At 58.8% G+C, this 26,912-nt stretch carries 20 protein-coding genes and 3 tRNA genes; 12 read left to right on the forward strand and 11 right to left on the reverse strand.

Translation table 11 applies throughout. From position 1 onward, the window contains the following. The coding region (locus tag BN1119_RS13265; protein ID WP_041998713.1) for a LysR substrate-binding domain-containing protein at positions 1 to 679 on the forward strand (679 nt) is incomplete at its 5' end. 74 nt (positions 680 to 753) lie between these two features. Here the strand turns inward: BN1119_RS13265 and BN1119_RS13270 are convergent. From BN1119_RS13270 to dauA, 11 genes are all read right to left on the reverse strand, one after another. Next, positions 754 to 1,590: a siderophore ferric iron reductase gene (locus BN1119_RS13270; protein WP_084205464.1), complete on the reverse strand. Its 837-nt coding sequence runs from the start codon at positions 1,588 to 1,590 to the stop codon at positions 754 to 756. A 2-nt stretch (positions 1,591 to 1,592) separates the two neighbouring features. Beyond that, on the reverse strand, positions 1,593 to 3,734 hold the full coding sequence (locus tag BN1119_RS13275) for a TonB-dependent siderophore receptor (protein WP_041998716.1): 2,142 nt from the start codon (positions 3,732 to 3,734) through the stop codon (positions 1,593 to 1,595). A gap of 183 nt (positions 3,735 to 3,917) precedes the next feature. Continuing rightward, positions 3,918 to 4,853, reverse strand: a complete 936-nt coding sequence (locus BN1119_RS13280) for an AraC family transcriptional regulator (RefSeq protein WP_041998719.1) — start codon at positions 4,851 to 4,853, stop codon at positions 3,918 to 3,920. A gap of 646 nt (positions 4,854 to 5,499) precedes the next feature. Further along, positions 5,500 to 6,129, reverse strand: a complete 630-nt coding sequence (locus BN1119_RS13285) for a hypothetical protein (RefSeq protein ID WP_041998722.1) — start codon at positions 6,127 to 6,129, stop codon at positions 5,500 to 5,502. A 214-nt stretch (positions 6,130 to 6,343) separates the two neighbouring features. Beyond that, the gene (locus BN1119_RS13290; RefSeq protein WP_041998724.1) at positions 6,344 to 6,601 is read right to left on the reverse strand and encodes a hypothetical protein; all 258 of its coding nucleotides are present in this window, start codon (positions 6,599 to 6,601) and stop codon (positions 6,344 to 6,346) included. Between the two features lie 973 nt (positions 6,602 to 7,574). Further along, the gene (locus BN1119_RS13295; protein ID WP_041998726.1) at positions 7,575 to 8,930 is read right to left on the reverse strand and encodes a VapE domain-containing protein; all 1,356 of its coding nucleotides are present in this window, start codon (positions 8,928 to 8,930) and stop codon (positions 7,575 to 7,577) included. A gap of 513 nt (positions 8,931 to 9,443) precedes the next feature. Further along, a complete protein-coding gene (locus BN1119_RS20135; protein ID WP_084205467.1) occupies positions 9,444 to 10,409 on the reverse strand; it encodes a site-specific integrase in 966 nt (321 codons plus the stop codon). A 198-nt stretch (positions 10,410 to 10,607) separates the two neighbouring features. Beyond that, on the reverse strand, positions 10,608 to 11,780 hold the full coding sequence (locus BN1119_RS13300; RefSeq protein WP_244463744.1) for a tyrosine-type recombinase/integrase: 1,173 nt from the start codon (positions 11,778 to 11,780) through the stop codon (positions 10,608 to 10,610). Between the two features lie 244 nt (positions 11,781 to 12,024). Next, on the reverse strand, positions 12,025 to 13,413 hold the full coding sequence (locus BN1119_RS13305; RefSeq protein ID WP_041998728.1) for a site-specific integrase: 1,389 nt from the start codon (positions 13,411 to 13,413) through the stop codon (positions 12,025 to 12,027). Between the two features lie 91 nt (positions 13,414 to 13,504). After that, positions 13,505 to 13,592: transfer RNA gene (locus BN1119_RS13310), tRNA-Ser, on the reverse strand. Positions 13,593 to 13,874: 282 nt separating this feature from the next. After that, on the reverse strand, positions 13,875 to 15,599 hold the full coding sequence (dauA, locus tag BN1119_RS13315; protein ID WP_041998731.1) for a C4-dicarboxylic acid transporter DauA: 1,725 nt from the start codon (positions 15,597 to 15,599) through the stop codon (positions 13,875 to 13,877). 405 nt (positions 15,600 to 16,004) lie between these two features. On the opposite strand from dauA, the gene BN1119_RS13320 reads away from it, so the two are divergent. The 11 genes from BN1119_RS13320 (at position 16,005) to BN1119_RS13370 (ending at position 26,907) form a co-directional block, all read left to right on the forward strand. After that, positions 16,005 to 17,408, forward strand: coding sequence for a Na+/H+ antiporter NhaC family protein (locus BN1119_RS13320; protein ID WP_041998734.1), 1,404 nt, complete (start codon positions 16,005 to 16,007; stop codon positions 17,406 to 17,408). A gap of 204 nt (positions 17,409 to 17,612) precedes the next feature. Next, a tRNA-Asn gene (locus BN1119_RS13325) sits at positions 17,613 to 17,688 on the forward strand. Between the two features lie 2 nt (positions 17,689 to 17,690). Beyond that, positions 17,691 to 17,766, forward strand: a tRNA-Asn gene (locus BN1119_RS13330). Positions 17,767 to 18,077: 311 nt separating this feature from the next. Further along, a complete protein-coding gene (locus BN1119_RS13335; protein ID WP_041998737.1) occupies positions 18,078 to 19,514 on the forward strand; it encodes a circularly permuted type 2 ATP-grasp protein in 1,437 nt (478 codons plus the stop codon). Continuing rightward, positions 19,508 to 20,434 carry an alpha-E domain-containing protein gene (locus BN1119_RS13340; RefSeq protein ID WP_041998740.1) on the forward strand — a complete coding sequence of 309 codons (927 nt, stop codon included), beginning with the start codon at positions 19,508 to 19,510 and terminating at the stop codon, positions 20,432 to 20,434. Before BN1119_RS13335 ends, BN1119_RS13340 begins: the two co-directional genes overlap by 7 nt. Beyond that, the gene (locus BN1119_RS13345) at positions 20,431 to 21,231 is read left to right on the forward strand and encodes a transglutaminase family protein (protein WP_041998743.1); all 801 of its coding nucleotides are present in this window, start codon (positions 20,431 to 20,433) and stop codon (positions 21,229 to 21,231) included. Before BN1119_RS13340 ends, BN1119_RS13345 begins: the two co-directional genes overlap by 4 nt. Positions 21,232 to 21,262: 31 nt before the next feature. Then, positions 21,263 to 21,964, forward strand: a complete 702-nt coding sequence (locus BN1119_RS13350) for a proteasome-type protease (RefSeq protein ID WP_041998747.1) — start codon at positions 21,263 to 21,265, stop codon at positions 21,962 to 21,964. An 87-nt stretch (positions 21,965 to 22,051) separates the two neighbouring features. Next, entirely contained in the window at positions 22,052 to 22,537 is a 486-nt protein-coding gene (locus BN1119_RS13355; RefSeq protein ID WP_041998750.1) for a YqhA family protein, read from the forward strand. Between the two features lie 122 nt (positions 22,538 to 22,659). After that, a complete protein-coding gene (locus BN1119_RS13360) occupies positions 22,660 to 23,109 on the forward strand; it encodes a hypothetical protein (protein WP_041998753.1) in 450 nt (149 codons plus the stop codon). Between the two features lie 4 nt (positions 23,110 to 23,113). Then, positions 23,114 to 26,083 carry a YncE family protein gene (locus tag BN1119_RS13365; RefSeq protein ID WP_041998755.1) on the forward strand — a complete coding sequence of 990 codons (2,970 nt, stop codon included), beginning with the start codon at positions 23,114 to 23,116 and terminating at the stop codon, positions 26,081 to 26,083. Next, positions 26,083 to 26,907: an FTR1 family iron permease gene (locus BN1119_RS13370; protein ID WP_041998759.1), complete on the forward strand. Its 825-nt coding sequence runs from the start codon at positions 26,083 to 26,085 to the stop codon at positions 26,905 to 26,907. Before BN1119_RS13365 ends, BN1119_RS13370 begins: the two co-directional genes overlap by 1 nt. Positions 26,908 to 26,912 lie beyond the last annotated feature (5 nt).

Raw genomic sequence — 26,912 nt, forward strand, 5'->3', positions numbered from 1 at the left:
GGTGCTGCCCGCCCTGGCCCAGACCGAGAAGCAGCTGCAGGCCCTGCACAGCGGCGAGGCGGGCAGGCTGCATCTGGCGCTGGACTGCCACAGCTGCATCCAGTGGCTGCTGCCGCTGTTGCCGGACTTTCGCCGCCAGTGGCCCGGGGTGGATCTGGAGGTGGAGTCGGTGCCCGGCTTCGACGCCCTCACCGCCCTGCTCGGCGGCCAGCTGGACTTGCTGCTCACCTCGGACGTGCAGGCGCGCGGGGATCTTCACTTCGAGCCATTGTTTGGCTTCGAGCTCACCCTGGTGATGGCGCCGGAGAGCCCCCTCTGTCATCAGGCGCAGATAGCACCCGCCGATCTGCTGCATCAGGTGCTGCTGGTCTATCCGGTGGAGCGGGCCCGCATGGACGTGTTCAGCCGCTTCCTGCAACCGGTCGGGGTGGAGCCCAAGCGCTGCAAACCGGTGGACAACACCTCGGTCATGCTGCAGATGGCCGCCGCCGGGCTCGGGGTGGCCGCCCTGCCCCGCTGGGCCAGCGAGGAGTTCGTGCGCCAGGGCCTGCTCGAAGCCAGGCCCCTGGGCCAGGGGGTGCGCCGCCATATGTATGGTGCGGTGCGGGCTGCCGATCGGGATCAACCCTGCCTGCAGAGCCTGTTCGAGCGCATTCGCGCCAAAATGGCCACCCAGTAAACCGGGCACAAAAAAGCCGCCAGGATCAGGCGGCTTTCATCAGGGGTTGTCCGCGCCGAAGGGAGCGCCGGGGATCAGGTCTCGTCACAGCTCGCCCTCCCCTGCCTGCGCGGGCAGTTGCCACACAGCTCCCCATCCCGGCGCTTGTAGTGCAGGCAGCAGCGCTGGCGCACATAGCCCGGCAAGGCCTCATCCCGGGGCAGCCCCCCCTCGCGCCAACCCGCCAGATGCGCCAAGGGCAGGCCGCAGGCGGCAAGCCAGTGCGGCGCATGGGCCGTTACCTCGTCCCGGCTCACCTCCCCGAAGAAATCCGGCACCCGCACCAGGGCCGCCAGCAGATCGTCGGCCAGGAGCGGACGCACGAAGCCGGGACGCAGCCGCTGCCCCTCCCCAAGGAGGGTGAACAGCCCTTGCCAGTGCGCCTGGAGCCGCTCCCCTGCCCGCTTTATCAACACATCGACCTCCCCCCTGATCATGGGCTCGACCGGCAGGGTAAAGCCCGACACCAGCCCTGCCTGATAGCCTTGCCCCATGCGATCCAGGGCGGGCACGGCCTGATGACGGTAGACGGCCACCATGGCGAGATAGATGGATTGCCAGCAGAGCATGCCCCAGCTGCGGGTGAGCCAGTAGGCGGGGCCCGCCTCCGGATGCGCCTGTTGCCAGTGGCCATGGAGGGCCTTGGCCACCTCGGCCGGTGCCGCCCGGGTAGCAGCCGTCAGCGCCGGGCACGCTTCACCTGCCGCCACCAGACTCCCCTTGAGGGAGGGAATAAGGCTGGCCGCGGCCGCGAACAGGGCCTGGTGATCCGAGACGAGGGCGCGCTCTGCGTCCTCCTTGGCGCTGGCGGGGCCCAGCGCCCGGCCATCGCCACTCCGTTGAAGTGGCCCCGGATCCGTGCCGGGGCGCATGGTCAGAATGCGTATTTGAGTCGAGCCTCCAGGTTGCGCTCTGCCCCGAACCAGCAGTTGTTCTGGTCGTAGCAGGAGTAGTAGGTCTGGTCGAACAGGTTGCTGGCGCTAACGGAGGCCTCCACCCCTTTCAGGCGCTGACTGAGCCGGCCGAGATCGTAACTGGCGGCCAGGTCCATCAGCAGGTAATCCGGCACCTTGTCGGTGTTGGCGGCATCGAGTTCGGTCTCCCCCACGTAGCGCAGCCCGACTCCCAATCGCAATCCGGCCGCGGCGCCTTGCTCCAGACGGTAGTTGCCCCACAGGGACGCGGTCTGATCCGGCACCCAGACCGGGGTCTTGCCCTGCAGGCCCGAGGTGTCGCGGGTGATCGCCATGTCGATCAGGGTATAGCTGGCGCTCAAGTCCAGGTTGCTGGCGAGATCGATGCGCCCCTCCAGCTCCAGTCCCTTGGAGAGGGTCTCCCCGGTCTGCAGCTTGGGCCCGTAGACGTTGTCCGGATCCGTCACCAGGGCATTTTTCTTGGTGATCCGGAAGGCGGAGAGGGTGGCCATCTTGCTCATGTCCTCGGAGAGAAACTTGAGCCCCCCCTCCCACTGCTGACCGGTGGCGGGATCAAACGCCTGGCCGTGCTTGTCCGCCCCCGGCACCGGCTCGAAGCTCTCGGCATAGCTCACATAGGGAGAGATGCCGCCATCGAGCTCATAGAGGGCACCGAGGCGCAAAGAGAGATTGTCCTGATCGATGCGGGCCAGGCTGCTGCTGGCCGCCCCGGCGTAGAGGCTGTGGCTGTCGGTATCCATCCGGTAGCTGTCATAGCGCAGCCCGGCGATGGCCACCAGCCGATCGAGGCGCACCTGATCCTGCAGGTAGACCCCGGTCTGATGCTGCTTGATCTGCTTGCGGTCCTGATAGACGAAATTGAGGCTATCGGTGTCAATCTGGCTGTGATTGGGGTTGAAGATATCGATATCCCCCGCGTTGTAGTCGAGAGTGTCCCGATAGAGCACATCCGCATCCAGATACTGGTAGTCGACCCCGAGCAGCAGGTTGTGCTGAGCAGAGCCGGTCTGCACCTTGCCGGAGAGCTGGTTGTCGATGACAAAGCCCTTGGATGCCTCGTCCGTCAGATAGGCGTTGCGTGACAGGGTGCGATCGTCGGCCGCCAGGGCCCCGTTGTAGGTGTTACGCTGCCTGGCGGAGGCATCCATGTAGCGGGCATTTTGCAGGAACTGCCAGTCGGCGCTGAAGTCGTGACTCAGCTTGTAGCCGAGCAGGGTCACGTCCCGGTTGTACTGGTTCCAGTGCTCGTCGCCAAGGAAAGTATCGCTGCCAAGCTCGCCCTGGGGATTGGCCTTGACCGAGCCCCTGGCGGGGACAGTGGTGTAGATGCCGGCTTGTGGATCCTTCTGGTAATAGAGGTTGAGGTTTAGCAGGGTGCGCTCGCCGAGCTGCCAGTCCAGGGACGGCGCCAGTACGTAACGCTCCTCTTCCGAGGTCACCGCCTGCCCCTCCTTCTGGCGGGCCAGCCCCACCAGGCGATAGGCCAGCCGCTCGTTGATGGCCCCTGTGCTATCGAGGGTCAGCTCCTTGAGCGCCCCAGTGCCGCTGGCCAGGCTGACGCTGTGCTTGCCCTCCCGCTGGGGCCGCTTGGCAATGAGGTTGACCATGCCGCCCGGCGGCATGCTGCCATAGAGCACGGACGTCGGCCCCTTGAACACTTCCAGCTGCTCGATGGCCACAGGATCTATCTGGGGTTGCAGGTTCCACTCGTTGTATTGCAGCAAGAGGCCGTCATAGAAGTTCTGGTAGTTGTCAAAGCCACGGATGTTGAACAGATCCAGCCGGTTGACCGCCCCGCCCCTCAGCTCTGTGTTGACCCCGGGCACATAGCGCAGCGCCTCGCTCACCGAGCTGACGCCACGCTGGGAAAGGGTCTCGCCATCCACCACCGAGATAGCCTGGGGCGTTTCGATGGGGTCGAGCCGGGTCTTGGTGGCCGTGTTGCGGTAGGTCTGACCCAGCACCGTCAGGGTCTCTGGTGCTGGAGGCTGGGGCGTGCCTGCCTCGGCCAGCGCCTGGGCGGCAAACAGGGTGGAGAGGGTCGCAGCGACCAGGGTCAAGGGGGGGTGAGTGGTGTACATCTGATCCTCGAATGCAATGATTGAATAGTAACAAATCTCATTTGCATTTTAATCAGCTATTTTTTGGCAAACTTGGCATTTTGGGGCATCTTGCGGCAAAAACCCACGGCAATCAGCCTCTTGCAAGACTGATTGCCGGACGCGATGGCCTCATGGGCACCAGGAGGGCGAGAGCCGTAAACCCTAGCCGCTACGAGATGAGAGGGGGGCGATGGGTAACCAGTAATGCATGCAGGCATCCGCGGCCGTGGCCCGGTAACCCGGGGGATAGGCCTCCAGCTCCAGGCCGTCCAGCCCGCGGTAGCCGGATTGGGGCAGCCAGTGTTCGATGAACCAGCTTAGGGTCCGGGGCAGCTCGCCGATGGGCCCCTGGTGGCGTATCACCCCATAGGTCTGACTCGGCACCGCCAGGATCTGTGCCCCCGGCAGCGCCGGGATCCCCTCCCCCTGTTCAATCCCGGCCCAGTATGGGAATCCCTGGCTCTCCCCCTGGCTGGCACTAAGATCGCTCACCCCGAGCAGGGGTCTGTCCGAGAAGGCCGTCCAGCCCGGCAAGGCCTGCACCCCTTGCCAGATGGCCGGCACCCTGTGTTGAAAATCGGGTGCATCGGCAAACAGGCCGTGGATGGTGCCACTGCCCCCCATCAGCTGGAAGGCGGGCCGGGTCTCGACCCGCACCTGCAACCAGCGCCCCTCCCCCGACCTTGCCGCGATCTGCTGGATGGGCAGACGCAGCCCGATCCGCAGGCCCCGCTTGCGATAGGCCAGGGGCGAACAGCCAAACTGCTGCTTGAAGGCGCGACTAAAACTCGCCTCTGCGTCATAACCGTGGCGCAAGGCCAGATCCAGCACCCGCTCACGACCATCGAGCAGGGCGGCGGCGGCCTGGCTCAGCTTGAGCTCGCGCACATAGGCCGCCACCGTCAGCCCGGTCTCGTTGTGAAACACCCGCTGCAACTGCCAGCGCGACCAGCAGCTCAGCTCGGCCAGTTCGCTGACCGAGAGCGGCGCGTCCAGATGCTGATGGATATGGTTCAACACCCGTTCTATGCGGGTGAAATGGGCGGGCTCGGGCAGACACTTGTCCGCCGGGACGACAGCATGGAGGAGACGAGACATGGGACTGACCCTGACAACAAGGGGCATCAGTGTGGCATATTCCCTGCGGGCCGGTACAGGATGCTCGGCAAGGCCCTTAGTGCGGCGAGCAGGGCCATGACCTGATCCCAGGCCAAAAACGGCAAACCCGACCAGGAGGTCAGGTTTTGTCACTTGCCGGTGGCCGGGCTTGACTCATGTCGTCTCTGGCGCTCGCACTGCGGGCAGCCTCTCATCATCCAGACGGGCTATCATCCTGACCGCCTGTCAACCAGAGGCCGAACCGAGCCGCCCGTCACCGGATACAACAAAAGGGCCCGTCTTTCGACGGGCCCTTTTGTTTTATTTGGCGGTGAGGGAGGGATTCGAACCCTCGAAATCACTCACTAAAACGTTATGAATCAACCAGTTACATTTAAACAGTTGCGTAATCGTGCCACACATCCATGACACCGTCAATTAATATATTTATAATATATGACACTAAGAAAAAAACTTATTGATACAAGTAATTATAATTATTTTTATCAATGAAGTGTTTCACGCTAACTGACCTCAGATTATCTAGATCTATATTAACTAAATAAAGCCCATTAAATTATGGATAGATATATATTGCCAATAGATATTCTCTGGATGTTTCTGATAGTTTATTTACGTGAATAATTTAGTCTGTAGTTAGCTTTTTTATAGAAGAGAGTTCAAGAAGGAAGTATTCAATAACAGAAGCTGCCTCTTCGCGTAAATGCATAGTATCTAGCGGTGGCTCATCTCCGCCAGCTCTCATTATCGCTCTTTGTGCTTGGGTAGTTTCACCATTTTTTGCAAAATAAAGAATTGATTGCGCTATGGATAAGACAATATCGATCTTAGCAGCTATAATGTCCTCATTAAGAGCTTTTATATCGAAATCTTTCCATAACTTATTGAAAAGACAATCCATCTCCATACCGCTAACATCAAAATTGTCTTGGTTACTCAGGAGAACATCATTAGGGATTCTTTCCAATTCATCCAACACACTAATTAGTTTCATATATAACGTGCATCTAATATTTCTTTTTGTGACAGGCAACTTCTCCATATACGAAATCATTTCTGGATATTTTAATGAATTTAAAGTTAGCATGTTAAATTCATGTTTTGCTACGGCCCAATTTTCTGATATTAATTGAGCATCAAGACGCTCTAGTGCAAGATTTGCTTGGACTATTCCATTGGCCTTTTTTGCGTAATGCTTTAGATAGATATATATAAGAGGTATAAGGGCAAGTAGCAGTGGAATTATAGCTTTCATTAATAAATCTCACTTTTTAACTTATGTTGAGTTGAGTTGAGTTTGAGCTCATTAGCAATCATCTGTTGTAGTTCCTAACAAGAGAGTTAGTTAGTAAAAACAACTCCTACAATATATTTCAACCCTAATATCTGAGAATTTTGCGGATTGAAGTCAGAAGTGCAATGCAAGTTGATGCCGCCAATAATGGCAGCATTTGACCATATTTCCTTGATCAGCGAATGAACCCGAGCGCCCGCAGTTGGTGGAGGGCCTGATCCTGCGCACTGTTCGAGTAATCAGGCTCCTGAGTAATTCGAGCAAGACGGTCAATCAGTCTCTTGCCGTTATCGTCAAGACTCGCAGACACATCTAGCAGTGATACTGAATAGCTTGTATTGCAAGCGGACGCCAGCGCGGTAGCCAGCACCCCGCTAGATTTGGTCTGCGGATGTTCTTTTATAATTGCCAAAATTTCATTCAAAACCTTCATTATTATTCCTCTTACTCAGGTAACCTTGGAAATATTCATATTCGGCGTATTCCGCATGTACGGCCCTGGGCGCCAAAAGGCAACAGGCAACAGGCAACAGGCAACAGGCAACAGGCAACAGGCAACAGGCTGGCTGTTGCCGGCCTTCCTATTACACTCATGCTAATAAGGCTATACCGGCGTCAGACCACGTCTGATCTGCCCCAATGAGCTCCATAAGTAGCTCATTCGGATCGCAATTCTCCCGTCCTGCTTGTTGTAGCTCTGCTCCGCATTGGGATGGCTACCGCACCCGACTGACGGCACTGTCAGGGGCTCAGCATCATCGTAATCATTTGGGCGCCGCTTCATGATTTTTTCAATGATACCATGGTGTTACCACCATGAACATGAGCCATATCACTACCCAAACGAATATTTTCAATGTATTGACTCTGCTCTGCTGCCTGGGATGGATCGAGTGGTCTGATAAACCTAAACAAGGGTACTGGGTGCCTATGTGGCTAATCTGCCGTTGAGTATTCAACGGCAATAAGAAAATCAGCACCGACGACCATTAGGTTGTGCAGCGTCAATTCCCGATATGTCTGCTGGGCTCTCGGTGTAATGGTGATCGGCAATCTTTATGGTGTGTTATCGGTTGTTGTGATTAGGTACTGGTTACGCTACTCAACCTCCTCTTAATCAGCCCTGAGCCTTGCTATGACAGCGTTTGATACAATAATGGTTAGGTGGTTAAGTATCGTTGGAGTAAAGCATTCTAAGCGTTTGAGAAGCCCATGCATTTTTACTCAATGACTTTTTATATAGAAACTACTTAATCAATTAACAAAAACCCACTGTAGGCCTGTAATGGTGCGGCATTCAAGCTGGTTAAGCAGTCCACATTGCGCTTAACCACTGCCTAATCACTTAATCATCTGCCAACCCTACAGGCAGAAAAAAGCCCCGCCTTATCGGCAGGGCTTAAGAGTCACTTCTTGTCGGCTTTGCCCTTCTCTTTGGGGCTATCGACGGGCAGCAGGTACTCAGTCCGATTAGAACGCACCCTGCGGCTCTGGAGCTTGCCCTCGCTCGCTAACACCCTGAGGGCTTTACCCCAGTTGCTCGCCATGCTCAACTTCTCACCGTGGCGGACGCACAGCTCGCTCGCCGTGAGCCATTCAGATGAGGCCAGCGGACGTGACAGGTGGTGGTGGTAAATAACCTCATAATATGGGCCCTTGTCTGTGTGAGCATCGTTTTCCGATGCGGCCAGTGCAGCTGTCGCGTCATCCAGAAACCACGTCGCGCCAGACTCATAGTGTTCCCTTACCTCCAGCCAAAACTGGCGCAGTTGCTCAGGGTCTGTCTGGGACAAACGGCCTGCACTCCAGCTCCAGCCAAGGACCGTATTGAGGCTCTCAACATCAGCTGCCGCAGCCAACTCGATAACAGCAAATCTGGCGTTACCGGTTGTATCCTTGAGAAAATCCGTCCCGTTGACCGTGGCAATGAATGACGTCTGGCGCTTTTTGATTGTCATGCTACGGGCATAGGGCAGGCGGAAACAGTCGCTCTCCCTGGTTAGGAACGCTTTGAGCGAGCCAGACTCATGCTTCGTCGTACTTTCCAACTCAGCCAGTTCCACAATCCACGCTGACACCGCACGGCGCACGTCATCCGGCTTGTCTGGATTAATGGAGCAATCGAGGGTCGAACCTGGCACCACGGCAGCCAAACGACTCACCCAGGCGCTTTTTCGATAGGACTGTGCCCCCGCCAGCACGGGCACCAGTTTTGAATTCCAACGTGGTTGATAGAGCGCAGCAACACACCCAACCAGCCATGCATGTAGCACCGCACTCGCATAGGCAGGATTTGCAGCATTGAGGGTAGCAATCACCGCATCGATGCGCGGTATCCCGTCCCACGGGGCTCCACGTTCGAGCCAGTGACGCACAGGGTGATAACTGTGGCGCTCACAAATCGCGATCAGGTGCTCATCAATTGCGGCATCCGGCACACCTGCCAGCTGGCAGGCATCAACCAGCGCAGATCGCTGGCCCGCCTCAGAGCCCCCCAGGCGCTCACCATCAGCCCCCGCCAGTTCCGGCTCACCCGTCATCAGGTTGTAGCGCGGCAACCATGCCTGAAATCGAATCAGGGCGCACAGATTTGCACTGGTCTTGATAGGGCGGCCAGTAGGGCCCATGTCCGGCAGAGTCAGCAGTTCACCCTGCATCACTGACCTAACAGCCTGCTGAACCTGCTCTGTGGCAACACCATCGTTCTGACCGTCATATGACGGAATATCATGCTCAACTGTTGTATTTTTATTGTTTTTCATTTTTTGTTATCCTGGGCGTTATCGCCTGATTGTTGTTATATATGAACCCTTATTATTTTCTACTTGTTAATTTCATGAGCCGCTAATACATTAGCCAGCCAATTCAATTAAATCTAAAAGGTTTTTATGAATGGCATTGCGCTATAAATATGGATGACCGTCACCAATATATGTGTCAAGGTTGATCTTCCTCATACTTCGTCAGATGTCACCTTGGCACACATATGGTTCCGATGTCATTCCATATTTCCCGCTTCATGCCATCCATAAAAATGGATTCTCCACCCACTCCGTTCGCAAGCTCTCTACGGGGTTCCGGTCTCGTGCCTCGACCCATCCACATACTTACGCACTTTTGTGCGCGTAAGTATGGTTCAAAAAACAGGTACTTACGTGGTCTCCCACCTCGCACTTACGTGTGCGGCTGTCGGAGTTACTTACTATATTTTTATTGCCACCCCCTTCCAGTTTTAATCTCGATATACTAAAAAATTAATCAACAACCTACTTAAATTAAGATAAATCATTTTCACTGGATTCATTTTTTCGTCTGAATATCACAGCTGCCATCTCTCTGCTCCGCACTGAGGTATTATTGACCTGATTTATTACTGGAGACTCAGGTTTGATATAATGTGTATTATCCGCTGATAGCTGACCGTGAGTCATTCTAATTCCGCTTAAATCGGCATCAGCAGGGCAGCTAGGCAGTCGCCCGCCTCTAGCCAATTTCCTATTGCCATAACGGTCAACAGAGCCAGTGGCCTGATGCCCCATAATATATGCAATACGTAGGCGGTCTATTCCGGCCCCTTTGAGCTCAGAGCCGAGCTGGTGACGCCAGCTATAAAATGTGGGTAGAGCCCTACGCCTAGGCCATAGTTTTTTACCAGCAGCCCGCAGCCTGTCCTGCATCACACCAATGTCTACTCGTTGCGCCTGCATGACACAATATCTGAGCAGGCTAGAATCGATGCCATCCAACAGTAAAGTGCGGTCTGCCCCCCGTTGTCCGCCATGGCTTTTTTTAGCGCCCGTCACAATAAGCCGATTTCCATCCACTCTCAGACCTGAAAGCTCTGCGGGTCTAATACCTGCGTTTTTAAAAATGAGGATGGCAGAAACCATACTAATGTCACCACGCTGGTTAAAATATGATTTAAGAACATCTTCATCTACCTGATTGATCGCCCTCGCTCGGGGCTGTCTGGATTTTTTTGATAAATTACTACCATGTGCAGTCACAGGGTTTTTCGTCCTCCGAATACGCTCGGCAGCATCAACATAGCCCAGCATATTCTGGTGATATGCCAGAGCACATCGCAGTCTCCGCCAATACCCTGGTCGGTAATCTGGTGCACAGGCTAGCAACTCATTAGAAATGTTTTTTGCCGTGAGTGGTATCGCCCTATTTTCAAGGCGTTGGTAAAAAAATTCAGCCAGCTTCGTATACTCAAACTCAGTCTTTTTGGTAGTCATATATCTCCTAGGGCTCTTTTCGGCCCCTATTTAAAATCTATTATCTTAACGCAACAGTTATGAGCACCAGCCATATAGGATAACAACTCACGTAACGTTTATCGTAAAATGATAGTGAACGGTATCACTACAATAATTGAATTATTGCATACAGTATTATATCGTGAATTTGTTGTTAGTTAAATAAAACCACTTGACCTATAAGAATATATTGTTTTTGTCTACTCCCCATCGCTGGCTCAATTTATTTATGGCTGCCATCCGCCTATCATCCATATGTAATGTAGATGAGCTATTAACGGAAATATCGTGTATTCTCGAATCACTATCGTCTATAGACGCAGTGTCTGAACCATAACACTGATGAGACTCGTCGGATTTAGCTATTGTAGCTGGCTCCAGTTTCGTAAAACCATTAAAACAGCGGTCCAGCACAACATCCTCAACAGCATTATAATCAGGTGCATCCTCTACAATCCATTTCCCGTAGTGCCTATATATCATGGCAGTACTGGTGAGCCCCATTTTACGGGCAATCCGCTCTACAGAGACGCCCGCAGTGAGCATCTGACTCGCATAGGTGTGGCGGAATTGGCTAGGCCCTCGATAGCGTACAGCTACTCGTTCACAATAGGGCCTAAAAAATGCCTCCCGAAAATCGTCAACAGAGACATAGGGCCGATCTTCTTCCTGCGAATACGCCAATAAGGTTCTATACATCTGTAAAGATTTTTTATTGTCCGCTTGTAATACAGTAATTAACTGAGGTTGTCTTTGATGGGCATACTCAACCAGTGTTTTGGCTGCGCTCAGAGTCCAGCCACACAGTTCAATGACCCGTTTTGACTCCCTGGTTTTTGGGATTTTAAATGCCCTATCTACCAGCGCTAGGTCGATAAACAGCTGCTGCTTATTCAGATCAATCGACTCGACAGTAAGAGCCATGAGCTCGCTAATCCTCAGCCCAGTACCGATTCCCAGGGTGATCAATGCCACCTCAATCGGATAATGCTCCTCGCAACTCCTCAGAGCCTGGATCTCATGCTGTAAAAATGGATCTGGATCGTTGGACGATGTTTTACACGTTTTTATATTTTGTATCGGACTCATGGCAATCAGCCTATCATCCACGGCCCGAGTGAATATCTGCCGCAGGATTGAGAGATAGTGATTTACGGTTTTGTTACTATATTCCTGATGCAACCTAGCCAAAAAGAGGCCCATGTCGGTTGCGGTCACATCAGAGATAACCTGCCTACCAATCCATCTATTCAGCTGTTCAGATTTGCGACGAAAAGCCTTAAATGTAGCTGGCGCATATGCCGGTTCCATAATAAGAACATTATTTTTGAGTGCCACCTCAATCGTCATTGCCATCCTGCTTTTTCTATATGCCATTAACTCCATCCTCATGTCATTTGCGGTGAGACTAACCGCATCAAAACGACATGTCAACACGCCAATTCACATTTTTTCAGGCTTGTCAATATCCATTTTTACTAATATTTCTGTAGAATTTAAGACAGGTTATTAGATATTCCTAATGTGCGTCATTCATCACCAGAAAAAACAATATAAATAGTCCAGATGAAATTATTTATATTTTTTAATAATCTTATTCTGGACGGTGAGGGAGAACAAATTTAAGCGCATCAGAAAAATCTAATTGTTCCACTACAGCCTGCAAACGCTGCACTGTGGATTTTTTTCCATAATGGCGATAGGTAAAACCAATTTTGCTATGTCCTGCCAGGTCTGCGACCGCATGTTCGGGTGTATCACGCTGTTGCAGCTCATCAATAACGGTGTGACGGAACCCATAGGCGGTAGGGCGTTGCCCCGCCACAAATCCCAGTTTCCCCAGGTAGCGGGAGAAGCGGCACTCGAAATTTTTGGTCCATTCGCCAAACTCCCCTGTAGCCGTACAACTGAATAGCTGCACATGGCCCTGCCTACGTCGTAATTCGACATAATGCAGGAATCCCAGCGCAATCAACCTGCTGTGGATGGGTACGAGTCGCCTGCTGTTGCCGTTTTTGATCGACTGCTCCTCTCCCTCGTCGGTAATGTTGAGGCAAGCGATATTATCCTGGGTCATCACATCACTGACACGTAGCTGACAGATCTCCGCAGGCCGTGCGCCAGTGTGTAGTAGTACCAGGGGTATCCAATAGTCATCGACGTTGCTGTAAGCGTGCTGGGTGAAGTTTACCGAGCTGAACAATGCCCTGAGCTGGGTGGGCTCCCAGCGCTGTCGTGGGGTAGGCTGCGCACATTTTATTTTGACCTGATCAAATGGATTTTTGGCCGTATATTCCATCTGCACAGCAAAATTCAGCATCTGGGTACAGGCCGCCTTGTATTCACGCACAGTCTTCAGTCCCTTACTGGTCGCCAGCTCCTGAACAAACTGATCTACATGCCTGAATTTCAAAGCCTGTACGAAGAAGCCACCACCCACAGCGTTGATAAGTGCTGTTGTACGAGTCTGGAGCTGCTGGAGCGAACGTGATGAGATTTTTTCATTCGATTTGCGCTCCAGAAACTCAGCCTGCAACTGGCCCATTGCCTTGGGCACTGTAACCGGATCAAGGTGCTGCATCGGCTCAAGAGACGGCTGTAACTGCGATGCCCTCATTGGAGAGTCGCAGCAGGATGCTGCTGACACGTCATCGGGCTGACTATAAGGAAGTGGGGACGACTGAATAAGCCCGTTAGCAGAGGAAAGCAGTTGTTGGCGTAATCGAGCCAGATCCGGCGCGATAAGGTCTCGAAAACGGGTCGTCGGCTGATGGCTGTCAGTCCTCAAGAGAGCGGGTAATCTGCCCATCATTATCTTGATGCCATGTGCTGCAACCAGATTGCGTAGCGTGGCTTCACTGCGATCCTTGGTAAGCAGGGAGACTCTGATCTCTAGGGGGCAGCCTAACAGGCGGAGGGATTGGGGAAACGGAATGCGGGTGTAGTAGTTTCCGTTTCGGTTTTTCAGCAGGTAGCTCGGCATGATCGTGACACCTCATAGTGACACTGGCCTTTTCGCTCCTCCAGAAACGAAAAAACCCCATGAAATTCATGGGGTTGATTCACACTCAATTTGGCGGTGAGGGAGGGATTCGAACCCTCGATACGTTGCCGTATACACACTTTCCAGGCGTGCTCCTTCAGCCACTCGGACACCTCACCAAATTTTTACTTCTTGAAGTGGCTTTCGGAGCACGCTGCGCGCGCATCTTGCCGACTTCGTCGGTGGGCAGCCATTCGGACGCCTCACCAAATTGTGGTCTGTCATTTAACGTGTTCAGCCAACACGGGTTCGCTGCGCTGTTGCGCTGGAACGGGGCGTAATGTAAGGGATGACGCTGGGCCGGTCAACGCAATTTATTGCTTTTCTTGCCGTTTGCTCAAGTTATGCGCCAATTGCCGAAAATCTTGGCAACTTCCCTCTTTACGCCCCCTCTTTCCCGTTTATCCGGGGGCGTGCTCTCCCGCCAATGCCTCCTCCAGTGAGCCGTAAAACTCCAGCTTGCCCGCCACCGGCGCCACGTTGGCACGGGCCAGGGTCTTGAGGGGCTGAAATTGCAGTTCGGCAATACGTAAACACACTCCGGCCTTGGCCATCTGCTGCTCGAAGTGGAGGAAGGCAGAGAGCCCCCCCGCATCCAGGATGGAGACGGCGTCCAGCTGCAACACCAGCAGACGGTGGCCCTGCACCTGCTCGGCCAGCTCGCCAAAGACCCGTTCGGCGGCGGCGAAGAAGAGGGGACCATTGACGCGATAGAGCAGGCCCTGCTCGGGCACCTGATGCTGATGGCGCTTGTGCTGCCCCAGGTTCTGCAGCCGGGTCATCCTGGCTATCTCGCGCATGAACAGCAGGGAGGCCAGGATCACCCCGAAGGTGATGGCAATCACCATGTCGAAGATGACGGTCAGCGACAGGCAGACCAGCAGCACCAGCACATCGGAGCCGGGGGCGCGGCGGATAAGCTCGATCACCTTGTGCGCCTCGCTCATGTTCCAGGCCACCAGCAGCAACAGGGCCGCCATGGCGGAGAGGGGCAGCCAGGAGAGCCAGGGGGCCAGCACCATCACGGCGGCCAGCACCACCAGGGCATGGATGATGGCAGAGACAGGGGAGCTGGCCCCGGCCCGCACGTTGGCGGCAGAGCGGGCGATGGCGGCGGTGGCCGTGATGCCGCCGAAGAAGGGGGCCACTATGTTGCCCAGCCCCTGCCCCACCAGCTCGGCGTTGGAGCTGTGCTTGCGGCCCGTCATGCCGTCGAGCACCACGGCGCAGAGCAGGGATTCGATGGCGCCCAGCATCGCCATGGAGAAGGCCGCGGGCAGCAGTCGCTCTATGGTGGCCAGATCCCAGTTCACCGGCTGACCATCGGGACCCGGCAGGGACCAGGGCAGCAGCAGGCTGGGGGCGATGGGAGGAATGCCCGCCCCCTGGCTGCCGTCCGGCAACAGATAGTGGAACTGGCTGCCGATGGTGGCCACCTCGACTCCGGCCCCGTGCAGGGCGATGCCAAGCCCGGCCCCCACCAGCACGGCGGGCAGATGGCCCGGTACCGGCAGCTTGAGCCTGGGCCAGAGCAGCAAGACCGCCAGGGTGGCCACCCCAACGAGCGTGTCTCCCCACTGCCAGCTCGGCAGGGCATGGGCCAGGGCTTCTACCTTGCCCAGATAGGTCTCGGGCATCTCGGGCACCCGCAGGCCGAAGAAATCCTTGATCTGCAAGGTGGCGATCACGATGGCGATGCCGCCGGTAAAGCCCAGGGTCACCGAAGGGGGTATGTACTCGATGAGGCGCCCGAGCCGCGCCATGCCCATGGCCACCAGGAAGCAACCCGAGATGAGGGTCGCCACCAGCAGCCCCCCCACCCCGAACTGCTGGGCAACCGGATAGAGGATCACAACGAAGGCGGCGGTGGGGCCTGAGACGGAGTAGCGGGAGCCACCGGTCACGGCGATGACGACGCCGGCGATGATGGCGGTGTAGAGGCCGTGCTGGGGCGGCACGCCACTGGCGATGGCCAGGGCCATGGCCAGCGGGATGGCGATGATGCCGACCGTGATCCCCGCCACGAGATCGCGACCCAGTCGGGTCAGGGTATAGGGTTCATCCAGGCAGGATTGGCGCAAGGCCACGGCGAGCCTCACGGGAAGTGGTGCTTGTTGAGTGTGCATGGGTATCGTCATACCAGAACAGAGAGACAAAGGCCGACGGGGTCGGCGCCCGATCATCATCAAGGGCCGGCAACTGTGTCGACGCGGCGATGGTATCCTGTGCAACCTTAACCGATAGCCGACGCGATTTCGATGGGCGGGATCAATGAAACGGCGTCTCTGTCGCGAATTTGCGCCGTTCGCCGCCATTATGACGACTTTTGCCGATTTCTCCGGATTTTTGGGTTGACTCGGTCCGGGATGAGCCTTAGTTTCTGCGCCGATGTTTTGGCCGGAGCCGGTGACGGTGCAGGGACCCCCCCTCGTCATCCCGATAAGAAGCAGTGTTGCCGCCCGACATCCCTTGCCGGGCACCCTCTTTTCCATGCCGGCCAAGGCCGGTCCAGATACAAGGACCCTATGCGCATGTCCGAACCGACAGCCCTGAGTCTCATTCCCCCCGTGGTCGTGCTGGCACTGGCCATCTGGTTGCGCCGCCCCATTCTCTCCCTCATCGTCGGTACCGTCTCGGGCCTGCTGCTGCTCAGCGCCAACCCGTTCGATGCCCTCAACACCTTCGCCGAGGTCTCCCTGCGCACCATGCAGGATGAGACCATCGGCTGGCTGATCCTGGTGTGCGGCAGTTTTGGCTCCCTCATCGCCCTGCTGGTTCGCACCGGCGGCGCCATGGCATTCGGCCAGCAGGCCCTCAGGCTGGCCAAGGGGCCTCGCTCCTCCCTGTTCATGACCTTCGTGCTGGGTCTGGTCATCTTCATCGATGACTACCTCAACGCCCTGACCGTGGGGGAGACCATGAAGCGGGTCACGGATCGCTTCAAGGTCTCCCGGGAGATGCTGGCCTATGTGGTGGACTCCACCGCCGCCCCTGTCTGCGTGCTGGTGCCCCTCTCCACCTGGGCCGTCTTCTTCGGCGGCCTGCTGGAGAACAACGGCGTGGCCGCCACAGGCCAGGGGATCGGCGTCTACTTCCAGGCCATTCCCTACATGCTCTACGCCTGGCTGGCGGTGCTCATGGTGCTGCTGGTGATCCTGGGGGTGGTGCCGGCCATGGGCCCCATGAAGCGGGCCGAACTGCGGGCCCGGCACGGCAGCGTCGGCGCCATGCGGGTGAGCGACGGCGAGCTGGCCCAGGACGCCGAGCTGACCCCGGACAGCTATGCGGTCAAGTCCATCGAAGAGGAGTTCGCCCAGGCCGATCGCGGTGGCAAGCTGCACAACTTCCTGGTGCCCATGGCCATGCTGGTCGGCTTCACCGTCTACTTCGACATCGACATCTGGAAGGGCTTGCTGGTCACCCTGCTGCTGACCATCCCCTACTACCTGGCCCAGCGCCTGATGCCCCTGGCGGAGATGATGGAGCAGATGATAGACGGCTTCAAAACCATGCTGCCCGCCATCGGCACCGTCATCGCCGCCTTCGTGTTCAAGGACGTGTGCGATCAGTTGCAGCTGCCCCAATACGTGATCAACAGCCTGACCCCCTACATGACGCCCCAGCTGCTGCCCGCCGTGGTGTTCGTCTCCATGGCGGTGCTGGCGTTTGCCACCGGCTCCTCCTGGGGGATCTTCGCGGTCACCATTCCCATCGTCATGCCCCTGGCCCATTCGGTCGGCGCCGACATCCCGCTGGTGATAGGGGCCCTGCTCTCCGCCTCCTCGTTTGGCAGCCAGGCCTGCTTCTACAGCGACTCCACCGTGCTGGCCGCCCAGGGCTCGGGCTGCGATCTGGTGAGCCATGCAGTGACCCAGCTGCCCTACGCCCTGCTGACCGCCGCCATGGCGTTTGTTGGCTTCATCATCATCGCCTGATTGCAGGCGGGCCCTGTGCCCACCTCTCCAGGTAATTGATAGTTGGGCAGTAATGGCGAGCAAGGTGTTGATTGTGCTGAAAATGTCCCATAGCGGCCAATTTTTCGGCAAACGACATCAAAAGTGATATTTGCAACCGGAGGGCGGCTTGACACCCGCGCCCCGGCTCTTTAATATGCGCCTCGTCTCGACGAGACAGGCAATTCCTCCTTAGTTCAGTCGGTAGAACGGCGGACTGTTAATCCGTATGTCACTGGTTCAAGTCCAGTAGGAGGAGCCAATTCCCTCGTAGTTCAGTCGGTAGAACGGCGGACTGTTAATCCGTATGTCACAGGTTCAAGTCCTGTCGAGGGAGCCACATTTGAAGCCCAGTTTTCGAACTGGGCTTTTTCGTTTCTACTGCCCCAGCGCAGGGCAAGGGCGCTCGCCTCCCCCACCAGTCTCCCGCTGTGCTCGCCCCTTGCCGCCATGGCCCATCGCCACAAGATGGCGCAGGCTTACCCTCTCTGGGGTACCAGTCTGGTGCGCCTTGCCTTGGCCCTTGATGACATAAAAGTCATCCATATGATTTTTCGATAAAAAATTACTGATGTTGGCCTTGATAGCGACTCAGTTGACTGGCACAGCCCTTGCAATTCCTGATATCAGGGACGTCACAAGGAGTTGCCTATGCTACCCATCAAGCCGCCCGGACCCGGTTGTTACGACGAGATGTTGCTCGCCGACAACCAGTTTCGCGATCACTACCACGCCTACCTGGCGTGGCTGCACCAGACCGACGAGAAGAGCATAGAGCGCAAGCGTGAGGAGGCCGATCTGCTGTTTCACCGGGTCGGCATCACCTTCAACGTCTATGGGGACGGGGACGGCGCCGAGCGTCTCATCCCGTTCGACAGCATTCCCCGCATCATTCCCGCCCGGGAGTGGCAGCATCTGGACAAGGGGATCCGCCAGCGCGTCACCGCCCTCAATGCCTTTCTGCACGACATCTATCACGATCAGCGCATCCTGAAGGCGGGGGTGATCCCGGCCGCCCAGATCCTCACCAACGCCCAGTACCAGCCCTGCATGCAGGGTGTGGACCTGCACCGCAATACCTATGTCCACATCACAGGGGTCGACATCATCCGCAACAGCGACGGCGACTACTACGTGCTGGAGGACAACCTGCGCACCCCCTCCGGGGTCTCCTACATGCTGGAGAACCGCAAGATGATGATGCGCCTCTTCCCTGAGCTGTTTCACAACCAGCCCATAGCGCCGGTGGAGCGCTACCCGGCGCTCTTGCTGCAGACCCTGCGCGAGAGCAGCCCGGTGGACAACCCCTGCGTGGTGGTGATGACCCCGGGCCGCTTCAACAGCGCCTACTTCGAGCACAGCTTCCTCGCCCAGCAGATGGGGGTGGAGCTGGTGGAGAGCGCGGATCTGGTGGTCAAGGATGGTCAGGTGCTGATGCGCACCACCACTGGGCTGAAAAGGGTGGATGTCATCTATCGCCGCATCGACGACGACTACCTGGATCCCCTGGCCTTCAACCCGGACTCCCTCATCGGCGTACCCGGCCTGCTCTCTGTCTACCGCGCCGGCGGCGTGGTGCTGGCCAATGCCATCGGCACCGGGGTGGCGGATGACAAGTCCATCTACCCCTATGTGCCGGAGATGATCCGCTTCTATCTGGGAGAGGAGCCCATCCTCAACAACGTCCCCACCTGGCAGTGCCGGGAACCCGATGCCCTGGCCTATGTGCTGGCGCACCTGGAGGAGCTGGTGGTCAAGGAGGTCCATGGCGCCGGCGGCTACGGCATGCTGATCGGCCCCTGCGCCAGTCGCGAGGAGCTGGCCCGTTTTCGCGAGCTGCTCAAGGCCAGGCCCGACAACTACATCGCCCAGCCGACGCTCTCTCTGTCCACCTGCCCCACCTTCGTCGAGGCGGGCATCGCCCCCCGCCATATCGATCTGCGCCCCTTCGTTCTCACGGGGCAGGAGCTGCGCCTGGTACCGGGCGGCCTGACCCGGGTCGCCCTCACCGAAGGCTCCCTGGTGGTCAACTCCTCCCAGGGTGGCGGCACCAAGGACACCTGGGTCATGGAGGGCAACCCATGCTGAGCCGCACCGCAAGTGAACTCTACTGGATGTCCCGCCACCTGGAGCGGGCGGAGAACACGGCCCGCATGCTGGACGTCACCCAGACCATGTCGCTGATGCCCTCCATCGACGCCGATCACAGCGAGCTGGTGGCGCCCCTCACCATCAGCGGCACCCACGAGCCCTTCCTGGCTCGCTACGGCCAGGTGAACATGGAGAACCTGCTGCAATTTTTCTGCTTCGACGAGGAGAACCCGAGCAGCATCTTCAGCTGCCTGCGCATGGCCAGGGACAACGCCCACGGGGTGCGCGGCAAGATCCCGGGAGAGGTGTGGGAGAGCATCAACGCCGCCTGGATAGAGATCCGCAGGCGCCGCAAGGCGGGGCTCTCCAGCGGCCAGGCCCAGGAGTTCTTCGACTGGATCAAGGAGCGATCCCATCAGTTTCGCGGCGCCACCTATGGCACCATGATGCGCGGGGACGTGCTCTGGTTCCTGCGTCTTGGCACCTTCATCGAGCGGGCAGACAACACGGCGCGCATCCTGACCGTGAAGTATCAGGTGATCCGGGAGGACGAGGACAGCGTGCGCGAGTTCTACCGCTGGAACGCCCTGCTGCGCTCGGTGGGGGCCTACGAGGCGCACCAGACCCTCTACAAGACCCTCTCCCACGCCTCCATCGCCGAGCTGCTGATCCTGCGCAACGAAGTGCCGCGCTCCCTGCGCGCCTGCCTCGACGAGATGGAGCACATCCTGGCCCAGATCGAGGGGAACGCCGGCCAGGCGCCCCGGCGCCTCACCACCATACTCAACGCCCATCTGACCTATGGCACCATCGAGGATGTGTTCGCCCTCGGCATGCAGGCGTACCTGAGGGACTTCCTCGGCGACATCGGCGCCATCGGCCAGAGCATCCACGCCGCCTACCTGGAGGTATTATGAGACTCATCATCGATCACCAGACCCGCTACCACTATGCCGACGTGGTGCGCCGCAGCACCCAGTACCTGCGCCTGACTCCCCACAGCACGGCCCGCCAGCAGATCCTCTCCTGGCAGCTGGAGCTGCCGGGGGAGGCCACCTGCACCACGGACGGTTACGGCAACATACTGCACGTGCTGAGCCTGGAGTCCCCCCACGAGGGGATCCTCATCCGCGCCCACGGGGAGGTGGAGATCCGCGACGACGCCCAGGACGATGAGGAGCACTCCCTCATCTCCCCCCTGAGCTACCTGAGGCCCACCGCCCTCACCTGCCCAAGCGAGGCCCTGCGCGCCCTGGCGCAGGAGTGCCTGCCCTCCGAGCCCACCCAGGCCGACCTGCAGGGGCTGATGGCACGCATCCTGGCGCTGATGCCCTATCAGCCCGGCAGCACGGACGCCACCTTCAGCGCCGACGAGGCCCTCGCCTCGGGCAGCGGCGTCTGCCAGGACCACACCCATGTCTTCCTGGCCTGCTGTCGCCATGCCGGTCTGCCAGCGCGGTACGTGAGCGGTTACCTCTACAGCCAGGACAGCAGTCACGTGGCGATGCACGCCTGGGCCGAGGTGTGGATCGAGGGGCGCTGGCACACCTTCGATGTGACCAACCTCACCTGCTCCGCCAGCGAGCACCTCAAGCTCGCGGTCGGCATGGATTATCTGGATGCCTGCCCGGTGCGCGGGGTGCGCTACGGCGGCGGCTGCGAGCAGTTGCAGAGCCAGGCGCAGGTCACCCGCCTGGATGGGCAGCAGCAATGAGGGTCCAAAAAGCGCTGGCGGGAGGGCGGCCATGACCTATTGCGTCGCCATGTGCCTGCAAGATGGCATCGTCTTCGCCTCAGACTCGCGCACCAATGCGGGGGTGGATCACATCGCCACCTTCCGCAAATTGCACCTCTTCACCCGGGAGGACAGGGTGCTCGTGCTGCAAAGCGCCGGCAATCTGGCCACCACCCAGAGCGTCATCAGCCTGCTGGCGGAAGGGCAGGAGCTGCTTGCCCTCCCCAGCCTCTACGAGGTCGCGGCCCTCATCGGCCAGACCATACGCACCGTCATCAGCCGGGATGGGGGCCAGCAGCAGGGGCATGTCAACTTCGGCTGCAACATACTGCTGGGGGGGCAGATCCGGGGGGAGCGCCACCGCCTGTTCCACATCTATCCGGAGGGCAACTTCATCGAGGCGAGCGCCGACACCCCCTACTTCCAGATTGGTGAAAGCAAGTACGGCAAGCCCATCATAGATCGCATCATCCAGTACGAGACGCCGCTTCAGACCGCCCTGCAGTGCGCCCTCATCTCCATCGACTCGACCCTGCGCAGCAACCTCTCGGTGGGCTTGCCCCTGGATGCCCTGGTCTATCCCGAAGGGAGCTTCTCGGCGGAGAACCTGCACCGCATCACGGAGCAGAACCCCCACTTCCTGGCCCTACGCAAGGCCTGGGGCGAGGGGTTGCAGCGGCTGTTTCGAGATCTCCCCCCCTTCCCATTCTGAGCGGGCGGGGAAGCGCCATGGCGCTTTCCCGCCCCCCTCTTTCCAGATATTCTGGCTGCCATTCGCTTCCCTCTCGATGGAGTCCCCATGCGCCGCTTCAACGTCATGCTCAACGGCAGCCGGTTGATGATGTTCCCCTTCTATGTCTGCATCCTTGTCTGCGTCGCCCTCCTGATGGTGAAGTTCGCCATGCAGCTCTATGTGCTGTGCCGCGACATCATCAAGATCGACTATCTGGATCTCATCACAGGAGTGCTCACCCTGGTGGACTTCGTGCTGGTGGCCCAGATGCTGATCCTGGTGGCCATCTGCGGCTATGTGCAGTTCATCAAGACCCCGGAGCAGCGGGCGGCCCTGGGGGACAACTGGCTCAGCAAGATCAACTTCGCCTCCTTGAAGCTCATCGTCATCAACTCCCTGGTCACCATAGCCGGGATCGAGGTGCTCAAGGCCTTCCTGGAAGATGGCACCGGCAACGAGATAGAAATGAAGTGGTCTGTGATCGTGTTTCTCGCCTTCTCCACCGCCGCCCTCATTTACGCCATCACGGAGCGGCTGGCGGATCACAAGTGACCCGGTCCTGATTTCATTCAGGATCTATTCATCAACGACCGAATTGATAACTCTTTTCATTACCCTTACCCCATTGTAAACTTGCTCGCCCCGGGCTGAACTGCCCGGGTGCTGGAGCACCTATGACAAGCCTTTCCCTCTCACCGCGACACCTCTGGCAATGGCTGGCCTATCACCATCAGGCCGCCGAGGGCTCCCTCTACCTGATGTTCTTCTCCGGCCTGCTGCTGTGGGAGCCACTGACCCCGGTCTGGTCCCTGGCACGCTGGAACCTGTTTCTCCATGTGATGCTCTCCCTCTCCCTGTTTCCCCTGTTGTTTGGCGCCTTCTGGCTCTCCCATCGCAGCCTGCTGAACAAGAGCCGCAGACCTTTTCTGCGCACCACGGGCCGCATCATCGAAGCCCTGCTGCTGGTTTGTCTCGCCAGCGGCCTGCTGCTGGTGCTGCACGGCACCCCGGGGGATAGCCTCGGCAACCTCGCCAGCTGGGCCCACTGGCTGAGCGCGCTAGCGTTGACGCCCCTGGTGCTGCGCCACGCCTGGCGCTGGACCATCTTGAAATGGCGCACCTGATCTTATGTTGAAGTGGTTGTTATCCCTGATGTTCGCCGCCCTGCTGCTGGGGACCGCCTCGGCCCAGGAGATGGGCGCGGCCATGATCCCCTATGACGAGGGCGACACTCCTCGTCTGCTGGTGGCCAACCAGGGCGCCGGCTCCGTCACCCTGCTTGAACGGGGCAGCGGCAAACGGCTGAAAGAGGTGCAACTGGGGGGGGATCTGCGCCAGCTGGCCCGCGCCGATGACGGCACCCTGCTGGTCACCGATTACAGCGGCGATCGGTTGCTGCTCTTGGATGATGATCTCGACCTAGGCAAGGAGATCCCCACCGGTCATAGACCCTATGGCGTCATCTTCGATCCCAAGCGGCAGTGGTTCTGGGTCACGCTGTTCGAGGGGGGCCGCCTTCAGGCCTACGACAGCGCGGGCAAGCTCCAGCTGGATGCAGAGACTGCCGAGACCCCCCGCGGGCTGGCCCTGACGGGCGACGATCGCCTGCTGCTCACCCACGCCATGACCGGCCAGCTTGCCATCTATGATCTCGCCAAGCTTGAGAAGGACGCTAAGGGAGCTACTCTGCCCAAGCCCAAGCTCATCACCCTGGCGGAAACCCACAGCGACACGCCGAGCGACTCCCAGGGGCTGCCGCGCCTGCTGGATGGCATCACCCTCTCCCCCGATGGCAGCGAAGCCTGGCTGCCCCACGTGCTGTGGAGCTTCGGTCACCCCTTCCAGTTCCAGAGCACCGTCTTCCCGGCGGTCTCCATCATAGATCTCGATGAAGAGAAGGAGCGGGTCGATGAAAGAAAGCAGCTCTTCTTGCAGATCAATCTCCCCAGCGTCGGCAACCGCAGCCAGATCGTCTCCAACCCGTTCGCGGCGCGCTTCGCCGCCGATGGCAAGCGGGTCTACCTGACCCTGGCGGGTTCCGAGGACTTGCTGGTGTTCGACCTGTCGCGCAGCGGCAAATCCAACAGCAACCGTCACAGACGCAAGAAGTTTCAGGGGGGCGCCAAGGCGACCCAGCTCTTACGTCACCTGCCGGGCCAGAATCCGAGGGACTTGTTTGTAGACGGCGACCACATCCTGGTCCACAACGTCATGGGGCAGGATCTCACCCGCCTCAGCTCAGGGGGCAATGGCCCCTTCGCCCGTGTGACCGTGGATGTGCCCCACTTCGCCAAACTGGTGGAGACGGATCCCCGCCCCGAAGCGCTCAAGCGCGGCGAGCGGCTGTTCAACCTGGGTAATACCGCCGCCAACAGCCGCTTCCCCATGGCGGGGGACAACTGGATGAGCTGCAACTCCTGCCATCTGGACGGGTTCAACTTCACCAACCGCCATCTGATGGCGGCCCATCGCCAGCAGAGCGGCGACAACGCCATCAACGGCCACGCCAACCTCGCCAACATGGTGGCGGGGGACTTCGTCGGCGAGTACCTGCGCATGACCCAGCAGACCCAGGGCGGCATGGGCCATGACACCCGGGATGGGGCCGAGCCTGTGGATCCCGAGAGGCCCCAGCCGGAAGTGAAGGCGATGATGGAAGACCTGCACGCCTTCGTCACCGCCGATGGCAACCTCCCCTATCTCGCCAACTGGCTCAGGCTCGATGCCCCGCGCAAGGATCCCGCCAAGGCGCCGACCACCCACCCGAAAGAGTGGCTCAACTCCGCCTCCTGCCAGAACTGCCACCAACAGGCGTTTGCGGACTGGAGCGAGAGCAACCACAGGCTGATGGGCAACTCCCACCCCTACTACAAGGTGGTGCAGGCGCTTGCCCGCGAAACCGAAGGGGAAGCCTTCGGCCAGTGGTGTCAGGGCTGCCACATGCCCCAACAGGTGCTGACCGGCCAGCAGGATCTGCCCAAGGGCTCTCACATGTTCGAGCAGGGCGGCGCCTCGCTCATTGCCGCCCACCAGGCGGGCGAGCCCGTGGTGGAAGAAGGGACCGGCTGCGTGCTCTGCCATCGCATCACTAAAGTGGAAGACGCCGGCGGCAACAGCGCCTTTACGGTCAATTTGAAAGACCGCGAGAGCTATGTGTTCGAGGATGCCCCGGGTGGCAGCGTCCGCCACTGGCTGGCCGAGCGGCAGATCAATGCCCGCCCCGCCATGCACAAGGCCTCCTACCAGAAGGATTTCTACCGGGACGCGGCCCTGTGCAAGTCCTGCCACAACGAGTTTGCCCCGGGCACAGGCGCCAACATCGTCAACACCTGGGACGAGTGGGAAAGCTCCAGCTTCGCGAACGCCGAGGATCCCGCCAGGCGGCGCACCTGTATCGACTGCCATATGAACCCGGAGCCCGGCAATGGCGGCGCACCGGTGGCGGGCCAGTCCACCGAGAACGGCACCATGAAGGCGCGGCTCTATCGCCACAACTTCACCGGCGCCCAGCACCAGCTGGTGGGGCTGCGCAATCCCGCGCTTGAGCAGGAGAGCCTGGCGCTGCTGCGCTCCAGCGCCACCCTCTCTGCCCGTATCGAAGGGGCTGCCGATAATCAGCAACTGGTGGTGCGGGTCGCCAATACAGGTGCGGGCCACGCCCTGCCCACCGGGGTTGCCGATTTCCGTGAACTCTGGCTGGAGCTGACCGTCACCGACGCCAGCGGCAAGCGGGTGCTTGCCAGCGGCCAGCCAGTGGACGGCGCCGTGCCCGAGGATGCGCGCCTGTTCAGAAAGGTGTTCGGCGATGCCGAGGGCAAGCCGGTGGGGCTCAAGTTCTGGCGCTACGCCAAACTGCTGGAAGATACCCGCATTCCGGCCGATGGCTGGCGCGATGAAGCCTGGCCGCTGCCCGCAGATGCCAAGGGGCCCTTCAAGGCCGATATCAGACTCAATTTCCGCACCTACCCCAAGTGGGTCAGTGATGCGGTGCGCGCCGCCGAGCCAAGCTTGCCGGCGCCACCCATAGTGCAACTCAATCGGCTGCAACTCACCCTGCAGCCCCTCCCCGTTACGCCCGACACGGAGCCTCAAACCTGATGTTTGCAAGTTTTCTCATTACCCTGCGCGAGGGGCTGGAAGCCTTCCTGCTGGTGGGCATCTGCCTCTCCTACCTCGCCAAGCTGGGGGCAAGCCGCTACAACAAGCTCATCTATCTGGGGGTGGGGCTGGGCCTCGTCGCCTCCCTCATTGTCGCCTTCCTGTTCCAGGTGGTGGTGAGCCAGTTCGAGAGCGAGCGCTACAACCACCTCCTGATGGCGGGGATCCTCATCTTCGCCACCCTGGTGCTCACCTACATGGCGATCTGGATGCAGAAGCAGGCCAAGTCCCAGGTGGGGGCCATGACGGCGCGCATCGATGCCGCCATCGATGGCGGCAACCTGTTCGGTCTGGTGCTGCTCGCCTTCCTGGCGGTGATGCGCGAAGGCTTTGAAACCGTGCTCTTCTTCTCCGCCCTGGTCTACTCAGGGCAAGGGGTGGATCTGCACCAGGGACTGATGGGGGCGCTGGCGGGGCTACTGGTCTCCGTGGTGCTGGTGTGGGGGCTGCTGCGCTCCACCCGCAAGGTGGCACTGGCCCCCTTCTTCCGCTGGACCGGGCTGCTCATCATCATCATCGCCGCGGGGCTGCTGTCGTCCGCCGTCAACATGTTGCAGGCGGCGGACATCATCACCTTCTGGACGACGCCCGTGTTCAACATCAGCCACATCCTCGACGATCAGGGGGTCTTCGGCACCTTCCTGCGCGCCCTGTTTGGCTACAACGCCTCGCCGGCCGGCCTGCAGCTGCTGACCTGGGCCGCCTATCTGGCCATCTTCGTCACCCTCTGGCATCGCAGCTATCGCCCTCGGGCGCAGGGATAAAGCCG

This window comes from Aeromonas bivalvium, from assembly GCF_000819765.1.
GTDB lineage: Bacteria > Pseudomonadota > Gammaproteobacteria > Enterobacterales > Aeromonadaceae > Aeromonas > Aeromonas bivalvium.